22 protein-coding genes, 1 tRNA gene and 1 pseudogene are annotated in these 21,048 nt (G+C 41.9%); 14 read left to right on the top strand and 10 right to left on the bottom strand.

Annotation, left to right across the window (positions count from 1 at the left end; translation table 11 throughout):
* Window positions 1–42 precede the first annotated feature (42 nt).
* Entirely contained in the window at window positions 43–483 is a 441-nt protein-coding gene (gene psbU, locus ACE1B6_RS02260; protein WP_413255600.1) for a photosystem II complex extrinsic protein PsbU, read from the top strand.
* A gap of 175 nt (window positions 484–658) precedes the next feature.
* On the opposite strand, the pseudogene ACE1B6_RS02255 reads toward psbU, so the two are convergent.
* Window positions 659–1,027: pseudogene (locus tag ACE1B6_RS02255) on the bottom strand (DUF29 domain-containing protein); the annotation flags it as partial.
* A gap of 165 nt (window positions 1,028–1,192) precedes the next feature.
* On the opposite strand from ACE1B6_RS02255, the gene rplU reads away from it, so the two are divergent.
* From rplU to ACE1B6_RS02235, 4 genes are all read left to right on the top strand, one after another.
* Entirely contained in the window at window positions 1,193–1,600 is a 408-nt protein-coding gene (gene rplU / locus ACE1B6_RS02250; protein WP_413255599.1) for a 50S ribosomal protein L21, read from the top strand.
* A gap of 37 nt (window positions 1,601–1,637) precedes the next feature.
* Window positions 1,638–1,922, top strand: a complete 285-nt coding sequence (rpmA, locus tag ACE1B6_RS02245; protein ID WP_413255598.1) for a 50S ribosomal protein L27 — start codon at window positions 1,638–1,640, stop codon at window positions 1,920–1,922.
* Window positions 1,923–2,254: 332 nt separating this feature from the next.
* Window positions 2,255–3,238, top strand: a complete 984-nt coding sequence (gene hemB / locus ACE1B6_RS02240) for a porphobilinogen synthase (protein ID WP_413255597.1) — start codon at window positions 2,255–2,257, stop codon at window positions 3,236–3,238.
* Window positions 3,239–3,423: 185 nt separating this feature from the next.
* Complete coding sequence (locus ACE1B6_RS02235) at window positions 3,424–3,897, top strand: GNAT family N-acetyltransferase (protein WP_413255596.1); 474 nt, start codon at window positions 3,424–3,426, stop codon at window positions 3,895–3,897.
* Here ACE1B6_RS02235 and ACE1B6_RS02230 read toward each other — a convergent pair.
* From ACE1B6_RS02230 to ACE1B6_RS02215, 4 genes are all read right to left on the bottom strand, one after another.
* Window positions 3,894–4,724, bottom strand: a complete 831-nt coding sequence (locus tag ACE1B6_RS02230) for a sensor histidine kinase (RefSeq protein WP_413255595.1) — start codon at window positions 4,722–4,724, stop codon at window positions 3,894–3,896. The two genes, ACE1B6_RS02235 and ACE1B6_RS02230, sit on opposite strands and share 4 nt — an antisense overlap.
* 153 nt (window positions 4,725–4,877) lie before the next feature.
* Window positions 4,878–5,459 (bottom strand): L-threonylcarbamoyladenylate synthase, encoded by a 582-nt coding sequence (locus ACE1B6_RS02225; protein ID WP_413255594.1) that lies wholly within the window; start codon window positions 5,457–5,459, stop codon window positions 4,878–4,880.
* Window positions 5,460–5,503: 44 nt separating this feature from the next.
* Entirely contained in the window at window positions 5,504–6,451 is a 948-nt protein-coding gene (gene prmC / locus ACE1B6_RS02220) for a peptide chain release factor N(5)-glutamine methyltransferase (RefSeq protein WP_413255593.1), read from the bottom strand.
* Between the two features lie 78 nt (window positions 6,452–6,529).
* Window positions 6,530–7,366, bottom strand: a complete 837-nt coding sequence (locus tag ACE1B6_RS02215) for a Tic22 family protein (RefSeq protein ID WP_413255592.1) — start codon at window positions 7,364–7,366, stop codon at window positions 6,530–6,532.
* Window positions 7,367–7,629: 263 nt separating this feature from the next.
* On the opposite strand from ACE1B6_RS02215, the gene ACE1B6_RS02210 reads away from it, so the two are divergent.
* Window positions 7,630–8,928, top strand: coding sequence for an ABC transporter substrate-binding protein (locus ACE1B6_RS02210; RefSeq protein WP_413255591.1), 1,299 nt, complete (start codon window positions 7,630–7,632; stop codon window positions 8,926–8,928).
* Window positions 8,929–8,958: 30 nt separating this feature from the next.
* On the opposite strand, the gene ACE1B6_RS02205 is transcribed toward ACE1B6_RS02210, so the two are convergent.
* Both ACE1B6_RS02205 and ACE1B6_RS02200 read right to left on the bottom strand, forming a co-directional pair.
* Window positions 8,959–9,032: transfer RNA gene (locus tag ACE1B6_RS02205), tRNA-Pro, on the bottom strand.
* Window positions 9,033–9,190: 158 nt separating this feature from the next.
* On the bottom strand, window positions 9,191–9,718 hold the full coding sequence (locus tag ACE1B6_RS02200; RefSeq protein ID WP_413255590.1) for a GNAT family N-acetyltransferase: 528 nt from the start codon (window positions 9,716–9,718) through the stop codon (window positions 9,191–9,193).
* Window positions 9,719–10,123: 405 nt separating this feature from the next.
* Here ACE1B6_RS02200 and ACE1B6_RS02195 point away from each other — a divergent pair, with 405 nt between their 5' ends.
* The 3 genes from ACE1B6_RS02195 to ACE1B6_RS02185 all read left to right on the top strand — a co-directional run bounded on the left by ACE1B6_RS02195 (window position 10,124) and on the right by ACE1B6_RS02185 (window position 12,381).
* Complete coding sequence (locus tag ACE1B6_RS02195; protein WP_413255617.1) at window positions 10,124–10,843, top strand: hypothetical protein; 720 nt, start codon at window positions 10,124–10,126, stop codon at window positions 10,841–10,843.
* 157 nt (window positions 10,844–11,000) lie between these two features.
* Window positions 11,001–11,930 (top strand): alpha/beta fold hydrolase, encoded by a 930-nt coding sequence (locus ACE1B6_RS02190; protein ID WP_413255589.1) that lies wholly within the window; start codon window positions 11,001–11,003, stop codon window positions 11,928–11,930.
* Window positions 11,893–12,381, top strand: a complete 489-nt coding sequence (locus ACE1B6_RS02185; RefSeq protein ID WP_413255588.1) for a DUF29 domain-containing protein — start codon at window positions 11,893–11,895, stop codon at window positions 12,379–12,381. Before ACE1B6_RS02190 ends, ACE1B6_RS02185 begins: the two co-directional genes overlap by 38 nt.
* A 170-nt stretch (window positions 12,382–12,551) precedes the next feature.
* Here the strand turns inward: ACE1B6_RS02185 and ACE1B6_RS02180 are convergent, their stop codons facing one another.
* Entirely contained in the window at window positions 12,552–13,187 is a 636-nt protein-coding gene (locus ACE1B6_RS02180) for a Uma2 family endonuclease (RefSeq protein WP_413255616.1), read from the bottom strand.
* Between the two features lie 48 nt (window positions 13,188–13,235).
* Window positions 13,236–14,279, bottom strand: a complete 1,044-nt coding sequence (gene tsaD / locus ACE1B6_RS02175) for a tRNA (adenosine(37)-N6)-threonylcarbamoyltransferase complex transferase subunit TsaD (protein ID WP_413255587.1) — start codon at window positions 14,277–14,279, stop codon at window positions 13,236–13,238.
* Window positions 14,280–14,462: 183 nt separating this feature from the next.
* On the opposite strand from tsaD, the gene ACE1B6_RS02170 reads away from it, so the two are divergent.
* The 5 genes from ACE1B6_RS02170 to ACE1B6_RS02150 all read left to right on the top strand — a co-directional run bounded on the left by ACE1B6_RS02170 (window position 14,463) and on the right by ACE1B6_RS02150 (window position 17,162).
* Entirely contained in the window at window positions 14,463–14,960 is a 498-nt protein-coding gene (locus tag ACE1B6_RS02170) for a Photosystem I reaction center subunit III (protein ID WP_413255586.1), read from the top strand.
* 38 nt (window positions 14,961–14,998) lie between these two features.
* Window positions 14,999–15,127 carry a photosystem I reaction center subunit IX gene (psaJ, locus tag ACE1B6_RS02165; RefSeq protein ID WP_413255585.1) on the top strand — a complete coding sequence of 43 codons (129 nt, stop codon included), beginning with the start codon at window positions 14,999–15,001 and terminating at the stop codon, window positions 15,125–15,127.
* A gap of 333 nt (window positions 15,128–15,460) precedes the next feature.
* Entirely contained in the window at window positions 15,461–15,595 is a 135-nt protein-coding gene (locus ACE1B6_RS02160; protein WP_413255584.1) for a photosystem I reaction center subunit IX, read from the top strand.
* A gap of 127 nt (window positions 15,596–15,722) precedes the next feature.
* Window positions 15,723–16,259, top strand: coding sequence for a photosystem I reaction center subunit XI (locus ACE1B6_RS02155; RefSeq protein WP_413255583.1), 537 nt, complete (start codon window positions 15,723–15,725; stop codon window positions 16,257–16,259).
* Between the two features lie 135 nt (window positions 16,260–16,394).
* Window positions 16,395–17,162 carry a Uma2 family endonuclease gene (locus ACE1B6_RS02150; RefSeq protein ID WP_413255582.1) on the top strand — a complete coding sequence of 256 codons (768 nt, stop codon included), beginning with the start codon at window positions 16,395–16,397 and terminating at the stop codon, window positions 17,160–17,162.
* A 137-nt stretch (window positions 17,163–17,299) separates the two neighbouring features.
* Here ACE1B6_RS02150 and ACE1B6_RS02145 read toward each other — a convergent pair whose 3' ends face one another.
* Window positions 17,300–20,593: a calpain family cysteine peptidase gene (locus ACE1B6_RS02145; RefSeq protein WP_413255581.1), complete on the bottom strand. Its 3,294-nt coding sequence runs from the start codon at window positions 20,591–20,593 to the stop codon at window positions 17,300–17,302.
* Between the last annotated feature and the right edge of the window lie 455 nt (window positions 20,594–21,048).

Here is a 21,048-nt window from a genome sequence, read left to right as displayed (position 1 = left end):
CTGTGTGGACATCAGTCCAGTTTTTGAGGGAGGTACTGATAAATGAAAAAGTTGTTACGTTTGTTCACAATATCCGCCTTAATCATTGGTTGCTGGGCCGGACTAGGATTCACCCAACGCGCTAATGCCGCTGCTTTGACCACTGTGGCATTTAACTCTGCACCAGTGTTAGCAGAAACACCAGTTCAAATTGCGCTGCGAAACAAAGTAGATGACAAGCTAGGGCAAATAGGCAGCAAGATTGATTTAAATAACACCAATATCCGGGCATTTCAGAGTTATCCCGGAATGTACCCTACTTTAGCCCGGGAGATCATCAAAAATGCGCCATATCAAAAAGTAGAGGATGTATTGGACATTCCCGGACTCAGCGAACGTCAGAAACAACTTCTCCAAGCTAACTTGGATGAGTTTATTGTTACACCAGTAGAATCTGCTTTTGTGGAAGGAGACGATCGCTTCAACAACGGTGTCTACCGTTAAGTTGATACTAGGTAATTCCTAGTCAGTAATCAACAAAAAATTCATTACCCCTGAACAAACTCAAAAGTGATAATTCAAAAATCAAAACATTTCCATTTTGTCTTTTGAATCGTACCTTCTGAATTTTTCCAGGGGTAATTTCTTGGTTAATCATTTAAAAGTCAGCACCTAAAAGTTACTCTTCATGTATCTGGGTTATAGATATAGGTGAAATTCCATAAAGTGTAAGTAATTCTCGATCGGCATCAGTGAGTTCACCCGGAAAAAAATCCCCATTGCTTATTAATTCCCCAGAATAAGGAACCTGAGAAGGAAAAGTTTTTATTCCCATCTTTATTTCCTCAACAGCCAAATCTAAACCACCTAAATACGAGTCTTCCTTTGCTTCATCAAGGAAAGGTTTCAGGCTAGGGTTTTCCTTAATTAGTTTGTTAATTTGTCTCCGCTGTTCTTTGATTGTTCTGATCCAACTACTATCTCTCTTCAGGGGTTGATATTCCCACTTTAGGTAGGTTGTCGCGCTGAAGCGCAACAACCTACTTAGAAAACTTTTCTTGTTGACATTTAGCTAGAAAAAAACAGATAATAGTAGATTGTCTGTCTACCCCTGCTCGGATCAGGTCAAGACATTCCAAAAGCTTGATTGGCTATGGTTTTAGATTCCAACGACCAATTCAGCTACCTGTACGGCTCAAATCAGCAAAAACTCATGACTTACGCAATTATTGAAACAGGCGGCAAACAATTACGGGTAGAACCCGGTCGCTTTTACGACATTGAATTACTGCACGTAGACGAAAATGCCGAAGTCACCATTGACAAAGTTTTATTCGTTAACAATGACGGTGATGTAAGTATCGGTCAGCCCTTGGTTGCAGGTGCTACCGTTACAGGTACAGTGATGCGCCATTTTCGGGGGCGCAAAGTCCTGGTTTACAAGATGAAACCGAAAAAGAAAACTCGCAAAAAACGGGGACATCGCCAGGAAATCACTCGTTTAATGATTGATTCCATCAGCCTCAACGGTACAGTGCTTGGTGGTAGCAAACAAGAAAGCGCACCTGCGTCAGCGGAAACTTCTCCAGAACCAGCGGCTACCGCAGAAACAGCTGAATAATAGACAAAGTAGAAGTAGATAGATTGAAGAGGGAAACATGGCTCATAAGAAAGGTACTGGTAGTACGCGCAACGGGCGCGACTCTAACGCCCAGCGTTTAGGTGTTAAGCGTTACGGTGGTCAAGTTGTTCGCGCTGGCAATATTTTAGTTCGCCAACGGGGAACTAAGTTCCACCCTGGTAATAATGTCGGTATCGGTGGCGATGATACTTTGTTCGCTCTCATCGATGGTATTGTTACTTTTGAAAGAAAGGGTAAATCTCGCAAGAAAGTTAGCGTTTATGCTGTTGCGGCTGCGGAAGCGGAAACAGTTACAGCATAAAAGGCAGAGGACTCCAAGGCAGAAGGCAGAACAGGGGGGAAGGTTAGAAGGGAAAGGTGAGAATTTTCCACTTTTCCCGGAAATATTTCGCTTTCTGCTTTTCGCCCAGCTAGATCCCCGACTTCTTGAAGAAGTCGGGGATCTACATAGGTACTAAAAATATTATGATTTTTTATTAGTCTAGGTAAGCTAGTGCAGAGTTGTGGAAATAATTATTCAGTTAAAACAGGTGAAAAAGCTAAAAGCTGTCTTTGGCTTCTGGCTTAAAGCCTTCTGCCCTCTGCCTTTCACAAATGAGTAACTCCTCAGCAAAATTAGGTTTAAAAAAAGTCATGTTTCCAATTCATCGCCCTCGCCGTCTCCGCACTTCTTCTCAGTTACGCCGTATGGTGCGGGAAACTGTTCTGACGACGAATGATTTAATATATCCGCTGTTTGCTGTTCCTGGTGAAGGTATTGCCAAGGAAGTCAAGTCGATGCCGGGAGTTTATCAGCTTTCGGTGGATAAGATTGTGGAGGAAGCGAAGGAAGTCTACGATTTGGGGATTCCGGGTATTATTCTGTTTGGAATTCCTGAAGATAAGGATGCTGATGCTACTGGCGCTTGGCATGATTGCGGGATTGTGCAAAAGGCGGCGACTGCTGTTAAGGAAGCGGTTCCTGATTTGGTGGTGATTGCTGATACTTGCCTTTGTGAGTACACTACTCATGGTCACTGCGGTTATTTGCAGGTTGGCGATTTGTCGGGGCGGGTGTTGAATGACCCGACTTTGGATTTGTTGAAGAAGACTGCGGTTTCTCAGGCTAAGGCGGGGGCGGATATTATTGCGCCTTCGGGAATGATGGATGGTTTTGTGCAGGCGATTCGTGAGGCTTTGGATGAGGCGGGGTATCAGGATACACCGATTTTGTCTTATGCGGCTAAGTATGCTTCGGCTTATTATGGGCCTTTCCGGGATGCGGCTGAGTCTGCGCCGCAGTTTGGCGATCGCAGAACCTACCAAATGGACCCCGGTAATGCTCGCGAAGCACTTAAGGAAATCGCTTTAGATATGGCTGAAGGTGCTGATATGCTGATGGTTAAGCCTGCTTTGGCTTACATGGATGTGATCTGGCGGGTTAAGGAAGCTAGCAATTTGCCTGTTGCGGCTTACAATGTTTCTGGCGAATATTCTATGGTAAAAGCTGCCGCCCTTAATGGTTGGATTGATGAGGAACGGGTGGTAATGGAAACTTTAACCAGTTTTAAACGTGCTGGTTCTGATTTGATTTTGACCTACCATGCGAAAGATGCGGCTCGTTGGTTGAATGGTTAATTTTTAAGTGATTGGTCATTGGTCATTGGTCATTGGTGATTAGCTAGTTGGTACTTGATAAACTTCTGACAAATGACAGATGACTAATGACTAATGATTAAAAGAATTTCAGTCTTTTTGGACACCACACAACTCTGATTTAATTAGTAGAATAGCCCGGTAAGATACTGGGGGTTAATTAACGAATGAAGTGTGGTCAAATTCGGGTTTGCGATCGCCAAGCAGATGTAGACATTCTCCAATTACAAGAATTATTTAATCTCGCTGCTTTTTGGGCGCAAAACCGATCGCTTGCAGATTGGGAAGTGGCGATCGCTAATAGCGATCCTGTAATTAGTATTTGGGATGACGATCGCTTAATTGGATTTACTAGGGCTAACTCCGATTGCGTGTTTCGCGCTACAATTTGGGATGTGGTAGTTCATCCAGATTACCGCGGTCAAGGTTTAGGGCGAAAGTTAATCGAAACTTTGCTCGATCATCCCCGGATTCGCCCTGTGGAAAGAGTTTATTTAATGACAACTTATCAACAGGAATTTTATCTCAAGTTAGGTTTTGAGTTTCCTAATCCTAGCACGGCTATGGTACTCTATAATCAACGGCGGATTAATGCTGCTTCGGCTAGAGCGATCGAGCAAATGTTTGAAAAAACTTTCTAAACTTCGGCATCAAATATTTCCTTTTTACATAAAGGAATGGAACACTGAATTTTGGTAAATTTTTCACCTTCTTCCGCCGAAGGAACTGCGAGAACTTCTAAACGCCCTTTCATTAGTTCTAGGATAGTTTGACTCATCATCAAAGATAATCCTGGGGAAAGGGTAAAATCTTTATTGATAGATAGGGGATCTTTGTCTTCAGAAATAGTTTTTAATAAATCTATTGGTTCAGTCAAGGCTTCTGCTGGACGTTCATCTTCCACCCAAATATTAACATATTCACTTGCTGGGGATAAATGAACCGAAACTCGCACATTAATCGGTTCCATATATTTTAGCGGCGTATCTACTAAATTCAGTAATACTTGCCTTAACCAGCGAGGATCTGCTAATACGTAAATTTCTGGTGCAGGGGTTTCAATTGTTAAGCGGTGATTGCGATTTGCTGCTTGTAAATGAGTTAAATCATAGACTTGCGAGAGAATTTCTGCTAACTCCAAAGGTTGAATATCTAACCGATTTGTACCGTACTCAATACGAGAAACATTGAGTATTTCATCGATTAACCCTACTAGTTTTAAAGCCGAAGCATGAGCTTGTTCGACAAATTCTCTTTCTTCTTCGGGACTTTCACATAAATCGGAAATAATTAATTGGTGCAGACCGATTAAACTGTTTAAAGGCGATCGCAATTCATGAGAAATTCTCGCCAAAAACCCCGCTTTAAAATCGCTCATTTCCGAAGCTAGATAATAAGCTGCGCGAGTCAGCTTCAGTTGTTCAGAAAGAGCAGAAACATTAGGTTGAGAATCTTGAGATCTGTTCATCAAAATAAAAATTGAAAAATTTCTTATTAACTACTTTACTTTCAGCAAATAAATTATGACAAACTTCTACCCAGCAAGGCGAAAATAATTTACCGATTACTAAAGTCAAAGCATTAATGTAAGCTTTTTTACCTTCTACCTTTAGCTTGGGTTTTATCTGAGCTTAATTGCTCCTTGTCGGAGAATTTGCCAATCATGATTCATCCATTTAGCAACAGTGGAAGGAACACTACTAAATTTATCCTTTGATTCTTCCTCCCATAATAAAGTCAGAACATCAGGAAATTGAGCCGCAATTTCTAGCATACTTTCTAGCGGTGGCTGACCAGATAAATTAGCACTAGTAGTCGCTAAAGGGCCAGTTTGCGCTAGAATTTGGCGAGCAATACTGCTATTGGGTACTCTAATTCCAATAGTAGTTGGATCGAGAGGATTTACCCCACCTGGTACTCGATCGGAGGCTGGTAATACTAAAGTTAACGCACCGGGCCAATATCGATCGCTAACTTCCTGCCAAACTGGGAATTCTCGGATATTTCCTCTACAAAAAGGCCAAAGTTCCTCAGCAGTTGCAGCCATCAAAATCAAAGGCTTATCTTGACTCCTCCGTTTCACTTCAAAGATTAAATGAGATTTTTCTGGTAAAACCGCTAATGCTGGTACTGTATCCGTGGGAAAGCTGACTACAGAACCAGATTTTGCACCATTTATTAAGGCATCTATTGAAACCTTCATTGTTAATATAGTTAAATAGTAATTGGCTGATATTTCTCTGATTTCTATTTGGAATGATAAGCTAAGACAAAGCGATCGATTCCTGACAAATCAGCGAAAATTTGGATATTACAGTAGCTTCCTTGATTATTTAACAATTCTACTACTGCCTCAGTTTGTCCTGCCATTGTTTCAATTAACCAAATTCCCCCCGGAACTAAGTAATCTGGTGCTTCTTTGACTAGTAAACGAATACAATCCAATCCATCATCACCGCCATCAAGAGCTAAATGTGGTTCATGATTTGCCACTTCCGGCTGTAAAGTTAGCACGATACTACTAGGAATATAAGGCGGATTTGATACCATTCCAGTTAGTTTACCTTTTAATTTTTGTAAAGGTGCAAACCAAGAACCTTGATAAAAGTTAATTCTGGGCGAAAATCCTAAACGTTGAGCATTTTCTTGGGCAATATTTAAAGCCTCGACACTTCGATCCACTGCATGAATTATGGCATGAGAAAAAGCATCTGCCAAACCAACTGCGATCGCACCACTCCCCGTTCCCAAATCTACCCAATGCGTTGGGGAAGTTTGAAGTTTGGAGTTTGGAGTTAAAGAATTTTCCTCCACCCCTACACCCCTGTACCCTTGCACTGCTTCTACCGCTAAATCAATTAATAACTCCGTTTCTGGGCGAGGAATCAGTACTGCGGGAGAAACAACTAAATTGAAGTTTCGCCAAGGAGTAATTCCGGTAATATATTGTACTGGCAACCTTTCTTCTAGTCGTTTTTGCCAGAGTTCATTTAACTGAGAAATTGGTATTGTTAGGGGGATTTGCGATCGATCCTTAAACAACTCCAAACGCAAACTTAAAGTATCCAACCCTGCCACTTCCTGCAAAATCCAATCCACTTCCATTGGCGAAACATCAGCCAACTTTGCCCCCTTAATCGCCGCAATTCGCCATTGCCAAAGCTCTAAACCAGAAACCACTTTTCCTTCAAGCATTTCTTCACTACCAAACCAGAAAGGAAAAAGGAAAATCAATCAAATTCGCCTTTCCCTTTCTCCTTTAACCTTGCACCATTATCTACGTTGCTGATTATTTTGTGGAGGAGTTTGTGTTGGTGCAGCTTGATTTCCTGAAGCCGGACGATTTTGGTTATTTTGCTGCATTTCAGTTAACAAAGTCCGCAACAATTCCCGTGATTCCTTAGCCGGAATTAACTCAATTTTACTCAACCATTCCTCTTTCCGATTCTTCCAAGCATCTATCAAACCTTCCAAAGGTACAACATCTATTTGCAAAGTAGATGCCAAATCAGGTTGTTCTTTTTTAATTCTCTCGGCTTCCGCTTGCACTTCTTCCTTACTAAAAAAGAAAGGAATAATTTGTTGATCTCCACGTTGAGCAGCTAAATAATTTTTATTAGGCCCACCGCTAAGAACAAACAAAGGTACACCATTAAATTGCTGAATATTTTGCCCACTTTGACGCAGCACTGTCAACGCCGAATCCACCTGTTGTTGAGTAGGTACATAAGCAAAATTTAACGCCTGCGGTTTATTTTTATTTGCTTCTTCCAGCTGATAAACTTCTGCTAAAGACCTAGCTACTACCTGCATATTATTTGCCAGTTGGGGATTTTCGGTTTTCATTTTTTCTAAAAAAGCCTGAGCATCCTTTTGACTAATGAAAATCCCGGCAACTTTGGCTGTAGAATTTTGCTGCTGATTACGAACTTCCCGAATTAGTGTCTGACCTTGTTCGTTATTAATGGTAAAAACTAACACAGGTGCTAACTTTTGCACAATTTGTTCTTGAGTAAGAGCCAGCACCTCCAAAGTACCAATAACCAGAGAAGTTAACAGGGTACCGCCAACAATAGCCAGAGATGCGCCTTTGCGAAAAATTGATTTCATATATCTCTCCTAAAAGATTCTGAGCACCAACAAATTCCACCTTCAGACACTTAACTTAAGTATCGTATCTTAGAGTTTCTTTGGCGCAATCTGCGACCAGTTTGTTTACTGCACAATATTAATTATGTAGCCTTCTGTCAACACAACATTTGAAGATATTACAACATTCATTACTTGAATTGTACTGATTCTGACTTGGCTACAAAGAAAATAGTTCCAATGCGAGAATCAATATTGACTTCCTTGTTCGGATTAGAGGAATTATGAATCACCCAACTAGAACTCAACTACAGTTTACCAAAGCAGCAAAGTTGCTGAGTTTCGGAGGAGCAACACTACTGCTCTTACTCGCTGCTGCTTGTCAAAGTAACACTTCTTCGGGTTCTGGACTCAAAATTGGCACTCTTCTTTCTGTGACAGGAGACTTATCTCAATTTGGTGCTTCCATGCAGGACAGTGCTAACCTACTGGTAAAAACAGTGAATGACTGTGGTGGGGTTTTAGGTCAACCAGTGCAATTAATTTCCGAAAATGACCAAACTAACCCTGCTGCTGGTGCTGCTGCCATGACTAAGTTAGCAGAAGTGAATCAAGTTGGGGGAGTGGTGGGAGCGACAGGAAGTGGAGTTTCCAGTGCTGCGGTGGATATTGCCGTGCGGAATCAAGTAGTACAAATTTCGCCTTCGAGTACTAGTCCAGTTTTTACAGAAAGAGCGAAAAAAGGTGATTTTCAAGGTTTTTGGTTTCGTACTGCGCCGCCAGATAGTTTTCAGGGGGAAGCTTTAGCTAAATTAGCACGATCGCGAGGTTTTAAAACTGTCTCGGTATTAGCGATTAATAATGACTATGGTAGAGGTTTGGTAAATTCCTTTACTTCCGCTTTTACGCCTTTAGGTGGCAAAGTTTTAAATCAGGCAAAACCTACTTACTATCCCCCGGAAGCTTCGAGTTTTGAATCAGAAGTAGCAGAAGCTTTTCGTGGTAATCCCGATGCGGTTTTATTAGTTGCTTACCCAGAAACCGGAAGTTTAATTCTGAAAGCGGCGTATCAGCAAGGTTTGTTAGGGAAAAAGACCCAAGTCATACTGACTGATGGGATGAAAGATACCAAGATTGCTGAAATGGTGGGGAAAAATGCTCAAGGTGAGTATATTACTACGGGAATGATTGGGACTGCTGCTAGTGCTGGAGGTGCGGCTTTAAAACAGTTTAGCGATCGCTACCAAACCGCCTACAATAATCGTCAACCCGTCGTCTATGGTCCAAACACTTGGGATGCCGCCGCCGTGCTAGCATTAGCCGCAGAAGCCGCAAAATCCACTTCCGGTGTAGCAATTAGAGACAAAATCCGCGAAGTAGCTAATCCCCCAGGACAGGATGTTTCGGATGTTTGTCAAGCACTTTCCCTGGTTCGTCAAGGTCAAGACATTAACTATCAGGGTGCTAGTGGTAACTTAGACTTTGACTCCCAAGGGGATGTCACAGGGAATTATGATGTGTGGACGATCGAAAAAAACGGACAGCTAAAAGTTGTTAATACAATCAGCGTCCGTGGCTCCTAATTGGAGCTACTGAATTATGAATGGGATCGATCGGGATGAGAGGATTTGAACCTCCGGCATCCTGCTCCCAAAGCAGGCGCGCTACCAAGCTGCGCTACATCCCGGTTGGCAACTTTCTTAGTATACCACTTTCTCGAAAATTTGCCACAGATTTTTTGGCAAAAGTTTTGGTCATGACGATCGCACTTCTGCCAAGTGGAGCCGATTCAAGCGAAAATGGTGTGAGGTGCTAATTTGGTAGTCTTTCTGCTCTGAAGGTAATTTAATTGGGATACCAAAACATCCCCTTAATCCCCTCCGGGTCAGAAATAAAACCTAAGCCATGATAGAAATCCAGCACATGAGGATCGGCAAATAAAGTAATGTTGCTAATATCCTCATTACGGAGTTTTTTAATCATGTACTTCATCAGTGCCTTACCCAAACCCTTGCCTTGGAAATCAGGGTGAACCACTACATCCCAAATAGTGGCATTAAAGGCATGGTCAGATGTAGCTCTAGCAAAACCAATTAGGCGCTTCCGGTTGCCTTTGACTTCCCACATGGAACCCACAAGGAAACTGTGCTGAAGAGCCTTTTTGACCTTTCGTAGGGGACGGCGTGACCATCCCACTGCGTCGCAGAGTTCTTCTAGTTCGTATAAATCAATATCCCGGTCGGTAGAAAAAAATATGCGACCACTGCGGTTAGGCGAATCTCCTGTACCTGCGATCGGATATTCTTCTACTTGTTTGCCTCCAGTTGAAGAGGCATTGTCAAAATCGCTAAACCAGCTTTTCCAAAAACCCATGCAGCCGTGGTTATCGTAGTAAAAGGAAGTTGGGTAGGCGTACTAATGCCAGAAGGCAGAAGGCAGAAGGTAAAAAGGCAGAAGGCAGAAGGTAAAAAGGCAAAAGGTAAAAAGGCAGAAGGTAAAAATTCTTTCCTTATCCCCTTATCCCCTTGTCTCCTTGTCTGTTTGTCCCCTGCTCTCCTCCCTGCTCCCAGCCACCCTTGCACTAGTTAGTATATCTTTCGTATACCCTTAGTGTTTGACATAATTGCGGGATTTACTCGATGAGTAGGGAAATTACCCCAAAAATCAAGATCGTCAGCAATTTTGACTCACTTTAGGTGGTAAACAGAGTCTATCCTCTGTGGGAACAGATGAAAATTAGCCAGACTTCAATCTGGTTTGCTATTTTAATTGCCCATGATGGCCCAGGGTCTAAAATCGTCAACTCTAGAACTCTTAAAACGATTCAATCGATCGTTTCCGCAATTCTATGAACAGTTTGTCAGTAGCGAAAGCCAACTACAAAACTTGAGGTTAGCTTATCGACTCTACAAAACCAAGCGGGCGGTCATTGAAATGAAACCGGAAGGCAACAAAAGCGCCCTTTACTTTGCCTACCGAAATCAGTCATTTCTGTTGAGCGACATTTTTGGCGTACTAGCTGCTTATGGCTTAACTATCCATAGCCTCAGCCTGTATGGTCAAATTCGCCCCCCGATGCTGGTGTTTATTAAATTAGTCGTTTCCCGTGGTAGCAAGGCTTTAACAGAAAAAACTTCTGAAAATGTCTGTCGTGCCATTCGGGAAGCCCTCGCAGGGCGCTTTGAGGTCGAAGAAATGCTAGCAGTGGAATTCAATCTCGATGCTGGCTTAGAGCAGGTAGAAACTGATTTCCACGTCGATCAAGTATTTCATTTACCAGCATTGTTAATTGAAGCGGATAACCAGCCGGGATTGTTTTACAAAGTAATGTATGCCATTTGGCAAGAAGATCTGTTAGTGATTAGTGCCAATTTGCTTGTATGGAGGGGACGCACTCGCTTAATACTCTACCTTTTAGGTCCTAATGAAAGCTTGATTCCCGAATATCTCGGACAGAAAATCGCTGAAAGCGTCAAGCTAAGGTTAATGGGTCGATGATTGGGGAAAGGAACAGGGAATAAGAAACAAATCTTTCTGTTATCTTGTGGTCACATTTCCCCAAGCTGCTAAGCTGATGTGGCGTTAATTGCCCAAATGCTTGCTATCAGTTGATGTAAGGGAACTCAAGAGGCTCTCCTTAAGATAGGATCAATGTATGGCAAGCATCGACATCTTGGGTACAACACACGCTTATGAATTAACGGCTCCGACTGCTAGGAGTGAAGTTTTGGTGTTCATTCACGGTTGGCTGTTGAGTCGTCACTATTGGCAACCTCTAATCGAGCAGTTGGCACCAAGCTACCAGTGCCTTTGTTATGATTTGCGGGGATTTGGTCATTCTCAAATCGGCAAAAAAAATCACTATGAAGTAGACGATCTGGAAGAGTCTTTGGTGGAAACTGTTAGTAGGAATGCTGCTCTTTATACTCCAGCTTTCTATGCTCATGAATTGGGTCTTTTACTTAAAGAATTAAATATTTCTCATGCTTGGTTGGTTGGTCATTCTTTGGGTGGTACGATCGCACTCTGGGCAGCAGAACAATTTCCTGAGTCCGTCAAGGGAGTAATCTGCGTTAACGCTGGTGGTGGTATTTATCTTAAGGAAGCATTCGAGCGATTTCGCGCCGTCGGTCAACAGTTAGTCAAATTTCGCCCTAGCTTTCTGCGTTATTTACCTGGAATTGATTTAGTCTTTGCTCGTGATAGTGTAGCGCGTCCAGTCGATCGTTCTTGGGGTCGTCAAAGGGTAATCGATTTTGTTATAGCGCACCCAGAAGCAGCTTTAGGAACTTTACTAGATTCAACCACGGAAGCAGAAGTTAATACTCTGCCAAAAATAGTTTCCCAACTTAAACAACCTGTTTATTTTATCGCTGGTGCCAATGACAAGGTAATGGAACCAAAATATGTGCGCCATTTAGCTAGTTTTCATCACTTATTTGAATGCTCTGGAAATAATGTAATTGAAATTCCTAATTGCGGACATTTGGCTATGTTAGAACAGCCGAATATGGTTGCTAGAGAAATTAGTAGTATTCTGATTCGATATGAAAGCCAATCAGGAAAGCAGAATGAGTGTCGTTGATTTAAAAACTCTTTACGAAACTGACGAATTTGAATGGTTACAGCTAACTATTCAATTACTAAAAAATCGTCAATTAGACTCCCTTGATTTAGAAAATTTAATTGAGGAATTAGAAGAATTGAGTAGAAGAGATAAGAGGGAAGTATCGAGCTTTTTAAAACAGATTATTATACATTTATTATTACTTGAATATTGGAAAAGTGAAAGAGAAGTTAATGTTAATCACTGGAGAAGCGAAATTTATGGCTTCCGGGATCAGTTAGACGAAATTCTCACAACAACCCTGCGAAACTATCTAGAAGAAAATCTAGATTTTATTTACAAACGTGCCCTTGGTCTTGTGCAACAAAAAACAGGAAATACTGTTAAATTTCCTCTTGAATGTCCCTATTCTTTTGAGAAGCTGCTCGACTTAAATTGGTTCCCCGATCGATCATGGGATAGTGATTAAGAAGGGTGATATTATACGAAATTTTATATGAAGTTGCATAGAAGTCGATCCCCCCTAGCCCCCCTTAATAAGGGGGGAACCCGAAAAACATCTATTAAAGTCCCCCTTATTAAGGGGGATTTAGGGGGATCGAGATATGTGCTACTTCGCATTAAGCTGGTATTAGCAAATTAACGAGGCAAAATATCATCAAGTCGAAGTTGTAAGTTCTTCAACAAATGTGAAACGATACGGCTAACGCTACGCTGCGCGAACGCTTCACTCAGACGAAATAGTTGTTGAGTGTAATCTTCTTCAATTAGTTGGCAAACGGTAACAGTTGGTTGTTTCGGTTTACCAATAAAAGCCACGCCTCCCAAACCTAAATAATCAACAATCCAATACTCAGGAATGCCAAAAATAGCATATTCTTCAACTTTTCGAGCGTAATCTGTTTCCCAGTTGGTGCTGACAACTTCTACTACAATTTTGATCGATCGCCCCAAAGTAATCACAGGTTCTCTTTGCCATAAAGGTTCATTGGCAAGCACAGTTTGATCTAATACAACAATATCAGAACGACGGGCAGTAGCAACATCTGTAAAAGGACGAATTAAACAAGTACGAGGAATAAACCAAGGGAGTTTTTCTGCGGTAATGGCAATTCCAATTTGAGTTGCTAGTTTACCACTAACGGTTTCGTGAAGTCCCGTTGGTTCCATATCAACTAACTCTCCGTCAGCAAGTTCGTAGCGAGGGTTATTACCATATTGAGTGAAAAATGTTTCAAAGGTTAAAAGCTTTTGCGTTTGTAAATCATTGTTGATTGTTGATGATGTTGTCTAGATCCCCGACTTCTTCAAGAAGTCGGGGATCTAGCTGTAAAGTTGCATGACTTGAGAGAGAGGGAGGCGCGATCGCACTCCCAAACTCAAACTGGAAACATGGCCCCGATTCAAATGATCCGCCGCCGCACAACCGATCATCGCCGCATTGTCAGTACAAAACTTCATTGGAGGAAACATCACCTGTAAATTATGCAAAGCTGCTGCTTCCTGTAAATGTTTCCGCAGTCCACTATTCGCCGCTACGCCTCCGCCTACAGCAATGGTGTTCAGTCCGTAGTCAAGGGCACAATTAACTGCTCTTTTCGTTAAAGCCTTAGCTACTGTATCCTGAAAACTAGCCGCCAGATCGTTTACTGGTAGTGGATATTGCCCTTCCTGCTCTAATCTTTGGGTTAACCGCAACACAGCAGTTTTTAAACCACTAAAACTAGAATCATAAGGATGAAAACCGCCATTTGGCAAAGAAATCTTCCCCTCCGGTAAAGGAAAAGCGTGAGGATTACCTGATTTTGCCAACTTGTCAATTACTGGCCCACCCGGATAACCTAGTTTCAACAATCGCGCCACTTTATCGAAGGCTTCCCCCGCTGCATCGTCGCGAGTTTCTCCTAAAGTTTCGTAAACTCCACAATCCTTAACATAAATTAAACTTGTGTGACCCCCGGAAACCAGCAAACAAAGAAAAGGGGGCTGTAAATCAGGAGAACTTAAGTAAGAGGCATAAATATGTCCTTCGAGGTGATGTACGCCTAAAAATGGCTTCTGATGCAGAATAGCGAGTGTTTTAGCCGCACTTATCCCTACTAACAAAGCGCCGACTAATCCAGGGGCACAGGTAGCAGCAATGCCGTCAATCTCTGACCAGTTTAAACCTGCTTGTTGAAATGCTTGGGCAATCCCGTGGTTAATTGTTTCGACGTGCTGGCGAGAGGCGACTTCGGGGACAACGCCGCCATATTGTTGGTGGATGGGGATTTGAGAGGCAATGATACTGCTGTAAACTTGTCGATTCTTGACGATCGCCACTGCTGTTTCATCACAACTTGTTTCAATTGCTAAAATTGTCGCCATTGCTCACTCTGGGGAAAATGTTGAGAACTAGTTTGAGAAACTTTAACTTTTGTTCACTTCAACTTTACTAAAAATACCAAGCAAGAGTATTATTGCTTCCTAGTTCAGCGGTTTCGCCTGTACAAATTATCTCAGCTTTTTGTACAACAAACTTATTGTTTTGTAACAAAAGGAAACAATCCGATGCGACGCTTGTTCGCTTTAATTCTCGTAATCAGCCTTTGGTTCAGCTTTGCTCCTGCTGCTTCTGCTGCGGACTCCTCTGTACTCGTACCCTGCAAGGATTCTCCAGCTTTCCAACAACGCTATAAAACTGTCCGTCCGACAACTGCCGATCCCGAATCAGGGAAGAAGCGTCTCGATCGCTATTCTGAAGCACTTTGCGGCCCAGAAGGATTACCCCACTTGATTGTAGATGGCAGTTTAGGCCATGCTGGTGACTTCTTAATCCCCAGCGTTCTGTTTCTCTACATTACAGGTTGGATTGGCTGGGTAGGTCGTGCCTATCTCCAAGCCATTAAGAAAGAAAAATCTCCCGAAGAAAAAGAAATCATCATCGACGTACCACTGGCTGTTTCCAAAATGCTCACCGGCCCATTATGGCCTTTGTTAGCATTGCAAGAATTCGTGAGTGGTCAATTAGTAGCTGACGACAGTAAAATCCCTGTTTCACCTCGCTAGTTTAGTTTTTGACTCTGAAAACCTTGGAGGATTTTTCCATGCAATACTTCCTAAAATATCTTTCCACTGCGCCTGTTATAGCAACAATTTGGATGTTCATCACAGCGGGAATTTTGATTGAGTTTAACCGCTTTTTCCCCGACTTACTATTCCATCCCATGCCATAGAATATATCTTTCGGCATAGTTTCTGGATGGTTTAGTTATACCTGTAGGAGTACGCTAGTTCCGGCTTTTGGCAGTAGCATAAACGCAGAACTGGCAACACGCTCCGACAATTTTATCTGATGTTAAAACTCGCGATTGTTTACGGATGTTGGTGTAGCATTGGTAAACATATCGCGAGTTTATTGTTTCTAACCTTGGGGTGATTTTTAAATATTTAAGTTTTGTAAATTAGTAAGTAATCAGAAGTTCCTCTAGTTAGTCTTCTCTAGTTCTAGTTATTGAGAACTGGAATATGAGGAGTTTGCTGATTAATTAAGTTAACAGGAATCTTAAATGCAGTTGCAGTATTTAGTCAAATACCTTTCTCTTGCGCCTGTTTTGATTATTTTGTGGTTATCAATCCAGGCAGTAATTTTGATTGTGTTTAATTACTTTTTCCCGGATTTACTGTTTCATCCAATGCCATAAAAGAGCTTGATTGATGAAGTTTTGACTGATTTTTGCTTAAAGCAGTTTTGTCAATTTAGGTAAAGTAAAAAGTTTTTGCTGTTGCAGAAAACATCATCTTTGTAGTTTATCGGCTGAGAATAGAAATATGCAAACGATAATTAGATCGATCGAACGTTCCAACGACAATCCCAGAGATCCGAGAAATCAAGAAGTTGTTTATCCAGCTTATGATAATCCCCAAATCGGCAATTTAGAAACCCCAATAAATTCCTCTGGTTTTACTAAAGCATTCATCAACAATTTGCCAGCATACCGTCAAGGATTATCACCAATTCGCCGCGGTTTAGAAGTAGGAATGGCACACGGTTACTGGTTAATTGGTCCCTTTGCCAAGTTAGGGCCATTACGTGATTCAGACATTGCAAATTTAGCGGGGTTAATTTCAACAGTTGGGTTGGTTGTAATTTCGACGATCGCCATTTCCCTATATGCTAGTACCAATCCCCCCAACCCCACCCAAACCGTCACCACACCCAGACCTCCACAAGAATTAAATACCGCAGAAGGTTGGAACGAATATGCTAGCGGTTTTCTCATTGGTGGAATTGGCGGCGCTTTATTTGCCTATTCCCTACTAGCTTTAGACATCCCGCATTTTATCAGCACTTACCTCTTCCAATAAATTAGCAAATAGCTAATTTATTCTGGTTCGTAGTAGCGACTTTAGTCGCTTACCCGACTAAAGTCGCTACTACAAAGTTAATTAAGCAGAAACTATATAATTTAAGCAATTAGAATTTTTACCAAAAATGATATTATGACTTTAGGAATTGACCAAACAGCAATAAATACTGTACTTCCTGACCATACTCAGTTACCAGAGTCAGATGGTACTTTTGTGAAAAATTTTCAGGAGCATCCCCAAAGCGTTCTGTTAACCGATTCGATAGAATCAGTATTGCAAAATCTACATCCTGATGGGCAATATTGTATTGGACAAGATTGTGGAATTTATTGGCGTTTAACTGAACCACCTGAAAGAGGCGCAGAAGCACCAGACTGGTTTTATGTACCCAATGTACCGCCAATGTTAAACGGTCAATTTCGCCGTTCTTATGTGTTGTGGCAAGAATTAATTCCGCCATTTATAGTTTTAGAATTTGTCTCAGGAGATGGGTTTGAAGAACGCGATCGAACTCCGTTATATCGCGTAGGAGAAGCAGAAAAACCTGGGAAATTTTGGATTTATGAACAAATCATCCGTCCAGCATTTTATGGAATTTATGAAGTGAGTCGCGCCAGTGTGGAAGTATATTGTTTGGTAGCAGGAAAGTATCAGTTATTGCCAGCAAATGAAAGAGGTCATTTTCCCATTTCATCTTTAGGCGTTGAGTTAGGAATTTGGCAAGGTAGATATCAAAATACGGAAGCACCTTGGTTACGTTGGTGGGATGAACAAGGGAATTTATTATTAACGGGATGGGAGAGGGCGGAACAAACTCAATTGGAATTACAACAAGAGCAACAAAAAGTTGAAAGGTTAATGGCGCAATTGAGGGCGCAGGGAATTGAGCCGGAAGTGTAGAGCGCACTTTTACCATATAAAAACCCTCTTTCAAGAAACAGAAATATTTCTTGAAAGAGAGAGACAAATCCGGTAACATCGGACTTGCTATTGATTTTTGACCACATCTCAAATCAGAGAGAGGTTGGGGGAAAAGTTTAGACGATCGCCAGACCGAAATAGCCGCTCTTGAATTGATCGAAGGTCATATCGATAAATCCATCATAAGGATCGCCAGAAGCTACTTGACCATTATCTAAACCATGAGGATTTCGCACAACGACGTGCTGAGTACCGCCTGCGCTTGAAGGATCTACATAGGTGTTGGTAACTGAATATCCATGTGGACCAACTAGCAGCGATCCAACTAGCAGATTCGTTTTAACGTTCTGTGGTGTACCCGCTAGGATCGCCTGACCTTCCTGCAATGCCCCAGTAATCAGATCAAAAGTTACATCATTGATGTCATAGTATTCAGGTTTGTTACCCGTAAGTCGCTCAAGTGGCTGGGTGACACCATCGCCGTTACCAATCAAATCATAGCCCCCTTTCCCTTTTCCGGCCTTGTCTGCCTCGCTAGCCGTTTCTTGCCTAAATAGGGCATAAGCTTTCTCTGCCAAAGGCACCCAAATTGAAGTGTCACTTTTCGCAAGAAGCGTTCTGCGATCTTGTGGTAATTCAACGGTCTGTTCAGTCCCACCATTCTCGAACTTGAATGGCAGCTTAATTTCCGTTGCAATACCGCCCCTCTGAGCAAAAGGCATTGCGTAGTAATTAAACTCCTTTCTATCAACTATTGTGTTATTTTGATCTGTCAAATTTATTGTGAAGTTTCTCTTCTCAACTGCCACAGTTTGATCAACCGTAACGTAATATGGCTTACCCGGAGCAGTAAAAAAGCGAAATGTATAAGTGCCATCACTGTTTTCTCGAATGAATTCCTTCATTCTTTCTTCAGATTTAGGGGTCGCAAAAACTGCTCCTAGCCCTGCCATAAACGCACAGTCACCTAAGCCAAGCTGGTTGATGCCACGAATTTTCGGTTCATTATCAGCATAAAGCTTGCCTTCAATAGGCATATGGGTGATAAGCTTTCCTCCCGATGAAGTTTTTTCTCTTGCTGTATCACCCTTTCCACCGTAGGCATCTATTGGATTTCTTATGCCTGTAATCGCACCCGCCGCACTTTGAATTACAGTAGCAGCGACAGAGGTATTTTGATCTGTTTGATCGATCGCATCATTCACCTGAACAAGTTGAGATTTAACTGAATCAGGCATTCTCAAAGCTACCGCTTCGCTAGCCAATTCCTTCAAATCCGCTTGTTCTTCAACCGAAACTGTTCCATCAGCGGTTGCTTGGTTAATAAACGCCAATACATCTTCACGCCCCACGCTTGTTTTATTAGCTAGGAGGCTTTGCATTCCTGGATCGCTGAGAGTAACTGTACTACCTTCACCTGTTAATGGTGTCGTCGTAATAGTGTAATGACCTTCACCAGCGGTATCTTGCTGAGAACGATCAACTTGAATCTGGTAAGTTGTATTAGCCTCAACAGTAAAAGTTAACTCCGAGTCACTCTCGTCATTGGCATCATCGTTGCTGCTAATAAGAACGCCATTGGCAAACAATTGTACGGAATTGTCAAATGTCTCAGATTCAACATTAACCCGAATTTGTTCACCTGGATTAACACCTTCCAAAGTGTAAATATCCCTCTGGTTAGAATCGCTACTAGGAGTAAACGTTCCTGCAACCGTTTCATCTCGACCAATTAGTGGAGTAGCTCCCGCTTCCACCATTGACGTTAAGGTAAAGTTCCCCGTTTCCTGCTCGTCAAAAGAGGTGACGCGAACTGCGTAATTAACTCCTGACTCGACCACAAAACGCAATTGTGAATCGGTAGTTTCGTCATCGATGTCATCATTGAAGTGAATGAACTCTTTTGTATCGGCATCGATCAGTTCTACATAAGTATCGAAGCTGTCAGAATTAAGAGCAATTTTCAATTCTTGCCCTGAATTGACTCCAGTTAAATCTAAACGGTAATCTCGTTTAAATGCGTTGGGTTCATCGGGGTCAGGCAAATCAGTATTAGTTATACTTTCAGAGACATTGCCACCGTTAGCAGCCAGAGTACCCACAATAGTTGAAGAAGCTTGACCAGAAAGGGTGAAAGCACCTACAGCATTCGCATTATCACCACTAACACGCACCAGATATTCTACACCTGGCTCGACGGTAAAATTGATCCGGGAGTTGGAATTTCCAGAGCCAATATTATCGTTTTCTGCAAGTACTTCTCCAGTGATCAAATCCACCAGTTGCAAGTAAGCATCATAATCTGCTGTCAAGTCAAGTTGAACTTGCTGACCAGGATCGAGTCCGTTCAAAAGATACTCTTCTGAATAGCTACCTTTGCGATTCAGATTCGCTCCATCCCCTGCGTTTAAGATGCCGCTAATTGAGTTATTTCCACTTATTAAATCAAATTCTGGCAACACCTCATTTGGTGGTTTAAAGAAGGGAACGGCATTATCACCTTGCTCGATACCGCTAGTAATGTAATAGTTGTAAAGTTGTGCCGGGGTGAGGTTTAAAATATCATCAGCTATGCTTGTCTGACTGTAGTGTTCAGCATCGTAAGAATCAGAAAAAGCTCGCAGTTCGTTGATGCCAAAGGCGCGGAAGTGGTCATACAATTGTTGATTGCTCAAACCTGCTAAATCTGAATTAGCCGTGCGATAGTAATTGACATCAAATTCATCGGAAGAGCGACGACCTTCATTAATTCCAAAGGTGGTGAAATGCCAGAGGAGAAACTGATTATAAGATGATAATTCTGCTGGATTATCTAGCACTGCTTCGGGTTCCAAATTTTTAGTGCCAGCGTAATAAGTTAGCAGATCGGGATTATTTAAATCGTAATAGTTGAGGTCTAAGGGATAAGAAAATTGTCGTCCTTCTCTCACACCAAATATTGCCAAGTGCTGCAATGCTTGGCTATTATCCAAGTTTGTCAGATCCGAGTTGAAATCTCGATACAAGTTGAGGTCAACTAAGGGTGAAAACAGCCGTCCTTCTTTGACTCCATTATTTTTTAGATGTTGGAAAGCTTGTTCTCGATTTCCTTGGAAAAATTGGTTAACATCATTATTGCTTTGTAAGTAATAATTGATGTCCCCAAATTGTGAGAATTTTCGCCCCTCAGCAACACCATTATTTTGTAAATGCGTGAAAAGTTGCTGATTAGTGGTTAATCCGGCTGCTTGCAGATCTGTATTTGCTGCACGGTAGAGGTTGAGATTGACCCAAGGGGAGAATTCTCGTCCTTCGTTTAGCCCAGTTGTTTCAAAGTGTGTACGTAATTGAGTTTCTGTCGTTAAACCAGCTTGAGCTAAATCGGGATTTGCTGCTTGGTAGTAACTGGCATCAAATAAATCAATACTCATCTGTTCACCCTGTCAGAATTTAGTTATGGTTAATCGTGGAAAAAGTGACCCAAATTTGGAGAAAGTCAGGTTTTTGGCAACCCAGGCTATGAGAAATTGGCGGTGCAGTCATGGCAAAGCTGAGCCATTGATTACTCAATGACAGTACGCTGGATGACTTTGACCGATAAGCTGCTGTTATGCAGCAAAGCAACTATCGAGTCAGTAATTGACCAGATTGAAAGCTATTGTTACTGTGGCTGAAGGCGATCGCTACATCCGAGTTTTGCAGCAAATAATATTTTTCATCAAATAAACTGTTGAGTTCTAACATATTTTTCCTACGGTTGGAGTAATTGTAGACGCACTGAAATATCAATAGGAATCAGCAACGTCGAACAGATAAAAACCTAAATTTGAGAAACAACTAGTTGATAGACACTAAATCTAATCAAACCCTTTTTTCAAATTATTTT

This window comes from Floridaenema fluviatile BLCC-F154 (assembly GCF_041929135.1).
GTDB classification, from domain to species: domain Bacteria; phylum Cyanobacteriota; class Cyanobacteriia; order Cyanobacteriales; family Aerosakkonemataceae; genus Floridanema; species Floridanema fluviatile.
The sequence above is the reverse complement of the archived record's forward strand: the minus strand, read 5'-3'. Positions and strand labels throughout refer to the sequence as shown.

What these genes read in the sequence shown, in the direction of transcription:
- psbU (WP_413255600.1), top strand. Translation starts at nt 43, where the DNA reads ATGAAAAAGTTGTTACGTTTGTTCACAATATCCGCCTTAATCATTGGT.
- rplU (WP_413255599.1), top strand. Translation starts at nt 1,193, where the DNA reads ATGACTTACGCAATTATTGAAACAGGCGGCAAACAATTACGGGTAGAA.
- rpmA (WP_413255598.1), top strand. Translation starts at nt 1,638, where the DNA reads ATGGCTCATAAGAAAGGTACTGGTAGTACGCGCAACGGGCGCGACTCT.
- hemB (WP_413255597.1), top strand. Translation starts at nt 2,255, where the DNA reads ATGTTTCCAATTCATCGCCCTCGCCGTCTCCGCACTTCTTCTCAGTTA.
- ACE1B6_RS02235 (WP_413255596.1), top strand. Translation starts at nt 3,424, where the DNA reads ATGAAGTGTGGTCAAATTCGGGTTTGCGATCGCCAAGCAGATGTAGAC.
- ACE1B6_RS02230 (WP_413255595.1), bottom strand. Translation starts at nt 4,724, where the DNA reads ATGAACAGATCTCAAGATTCTCAACCTAATGTTTCTGCTCTTTCTGAA.
- ACE1B6_RS02225 (WP_413255594.1), bottom strand. Translation starts at nt 5,459, where the DNA reads ATGAAGGTTTCAATAGATGCCTTAATAAATGGTGCAAAATCTGGTTCT.
- prmC (WP_413255593.1), bottom strand. Translation starts at nt 6,451, where the DNA reads ATGCTTGAAGGAAAAGTGGTTTCTGGTTTAGAGCTTTGGCAATGGCGA.
- ACE1B6_RS02215 (WP_413255592.1), bottom strand. Translation starts at nt 7,366, where the DNA reads ATGAAATCAATTTTTCGCAAAGGCGCATCTCTGGCTATTGTTGGCGGT.
- ACE1B6_RS02210 (WP_413255591.1), top strand. Translation starts at nt 7,630, where the DNA reads ATGAATCACCCAACTAGAACTCAACTACAGTTTACCAAAGCAGCAAAG.
- ACE1B6_RS02200 (WP_413255590.1), bottom strand. Translation starts at nt 9,718, where the DNA reads ATGGGTTTTTGGAAAAGCTGGTTTAGCGATTTTGACAATGCCTCTTCA.
- ACE1B6_RS02195 (WP_413255617.1), top strand. Translation starts at nt 10,124, where the DNA reads ATGGCCCAGGGTCTAAAATCGTCAACTCTAGAACTCTTAAAACGATTC.
- ACE1B6_RS02190 (WP_413255589.1), top strand. Translation starts at nt 11,001, where the DNA reads ATGGCAAGCATCGACATCTTGGGTACAACACACGCTTATGAATTAACG.
- ACE1B6_RS02185 (WP_413255588.1), top strand. Translation starts at nt 11,893, where the DNA reads ATGAAAGCCAATCAGGAAAGCAGAATGAGTGTCGTTGATTTAAAAACT.
- tsaD (WP_413255587.1), bottom strand. Translation starts at nt 14,279, where the DNA reads ATGGCGACAATTTTAGCAATTGAAACAAGTTGTGATGAAACAGCAGTG.
- ACE1B6_RS02170 (WP_413255586.1), top strand. Translation starts at nt 14,463, where the DNA reads ATGCGACGCTTGTTCGCTTTAATTCTCGTAATCAGCCTTTGGTTCAGC.
- psaJ (WP_413255585.1), top strand. Translation starts at nt 14,999, where the DNA reads ATGCAATACTTCCTAAAATATCTTTCCACTGCGCCTGTTATAGCAACA.
- ACE1B6_RS02160 (WP_413255584.1), top strand. Translation starts at nt 15,461, where the DNA reads ATGCAGTTGCAGTATTTAGTCAAATACCTTTCTCTTGCGCCTGTTTTG.
- ACE1B6_RS02155 (WP_413255583.1), top strand. Translation starts at nt 15,723, where the DNA reads ATGCAAACGATAATTAGATCGATCGAACGTTCCAACGACAATCCCAGA.
- ACE1B6_RS02150 (WP_413255582.1), top strand. Translation starts at nt 16,395, where the DNA reads ATGACTTTAGGAATTGACCAAACAGCAATAAATACTGTACTTCCTGAC.
- ACE1B6_RS02145 (WP_413255581.1), bottom strand. Translation starts at nt 20,593, where the DNA reads ATGAGTATTGATTTATTTGATGCCAGTTACTACCAAGCAGCAAATCCC.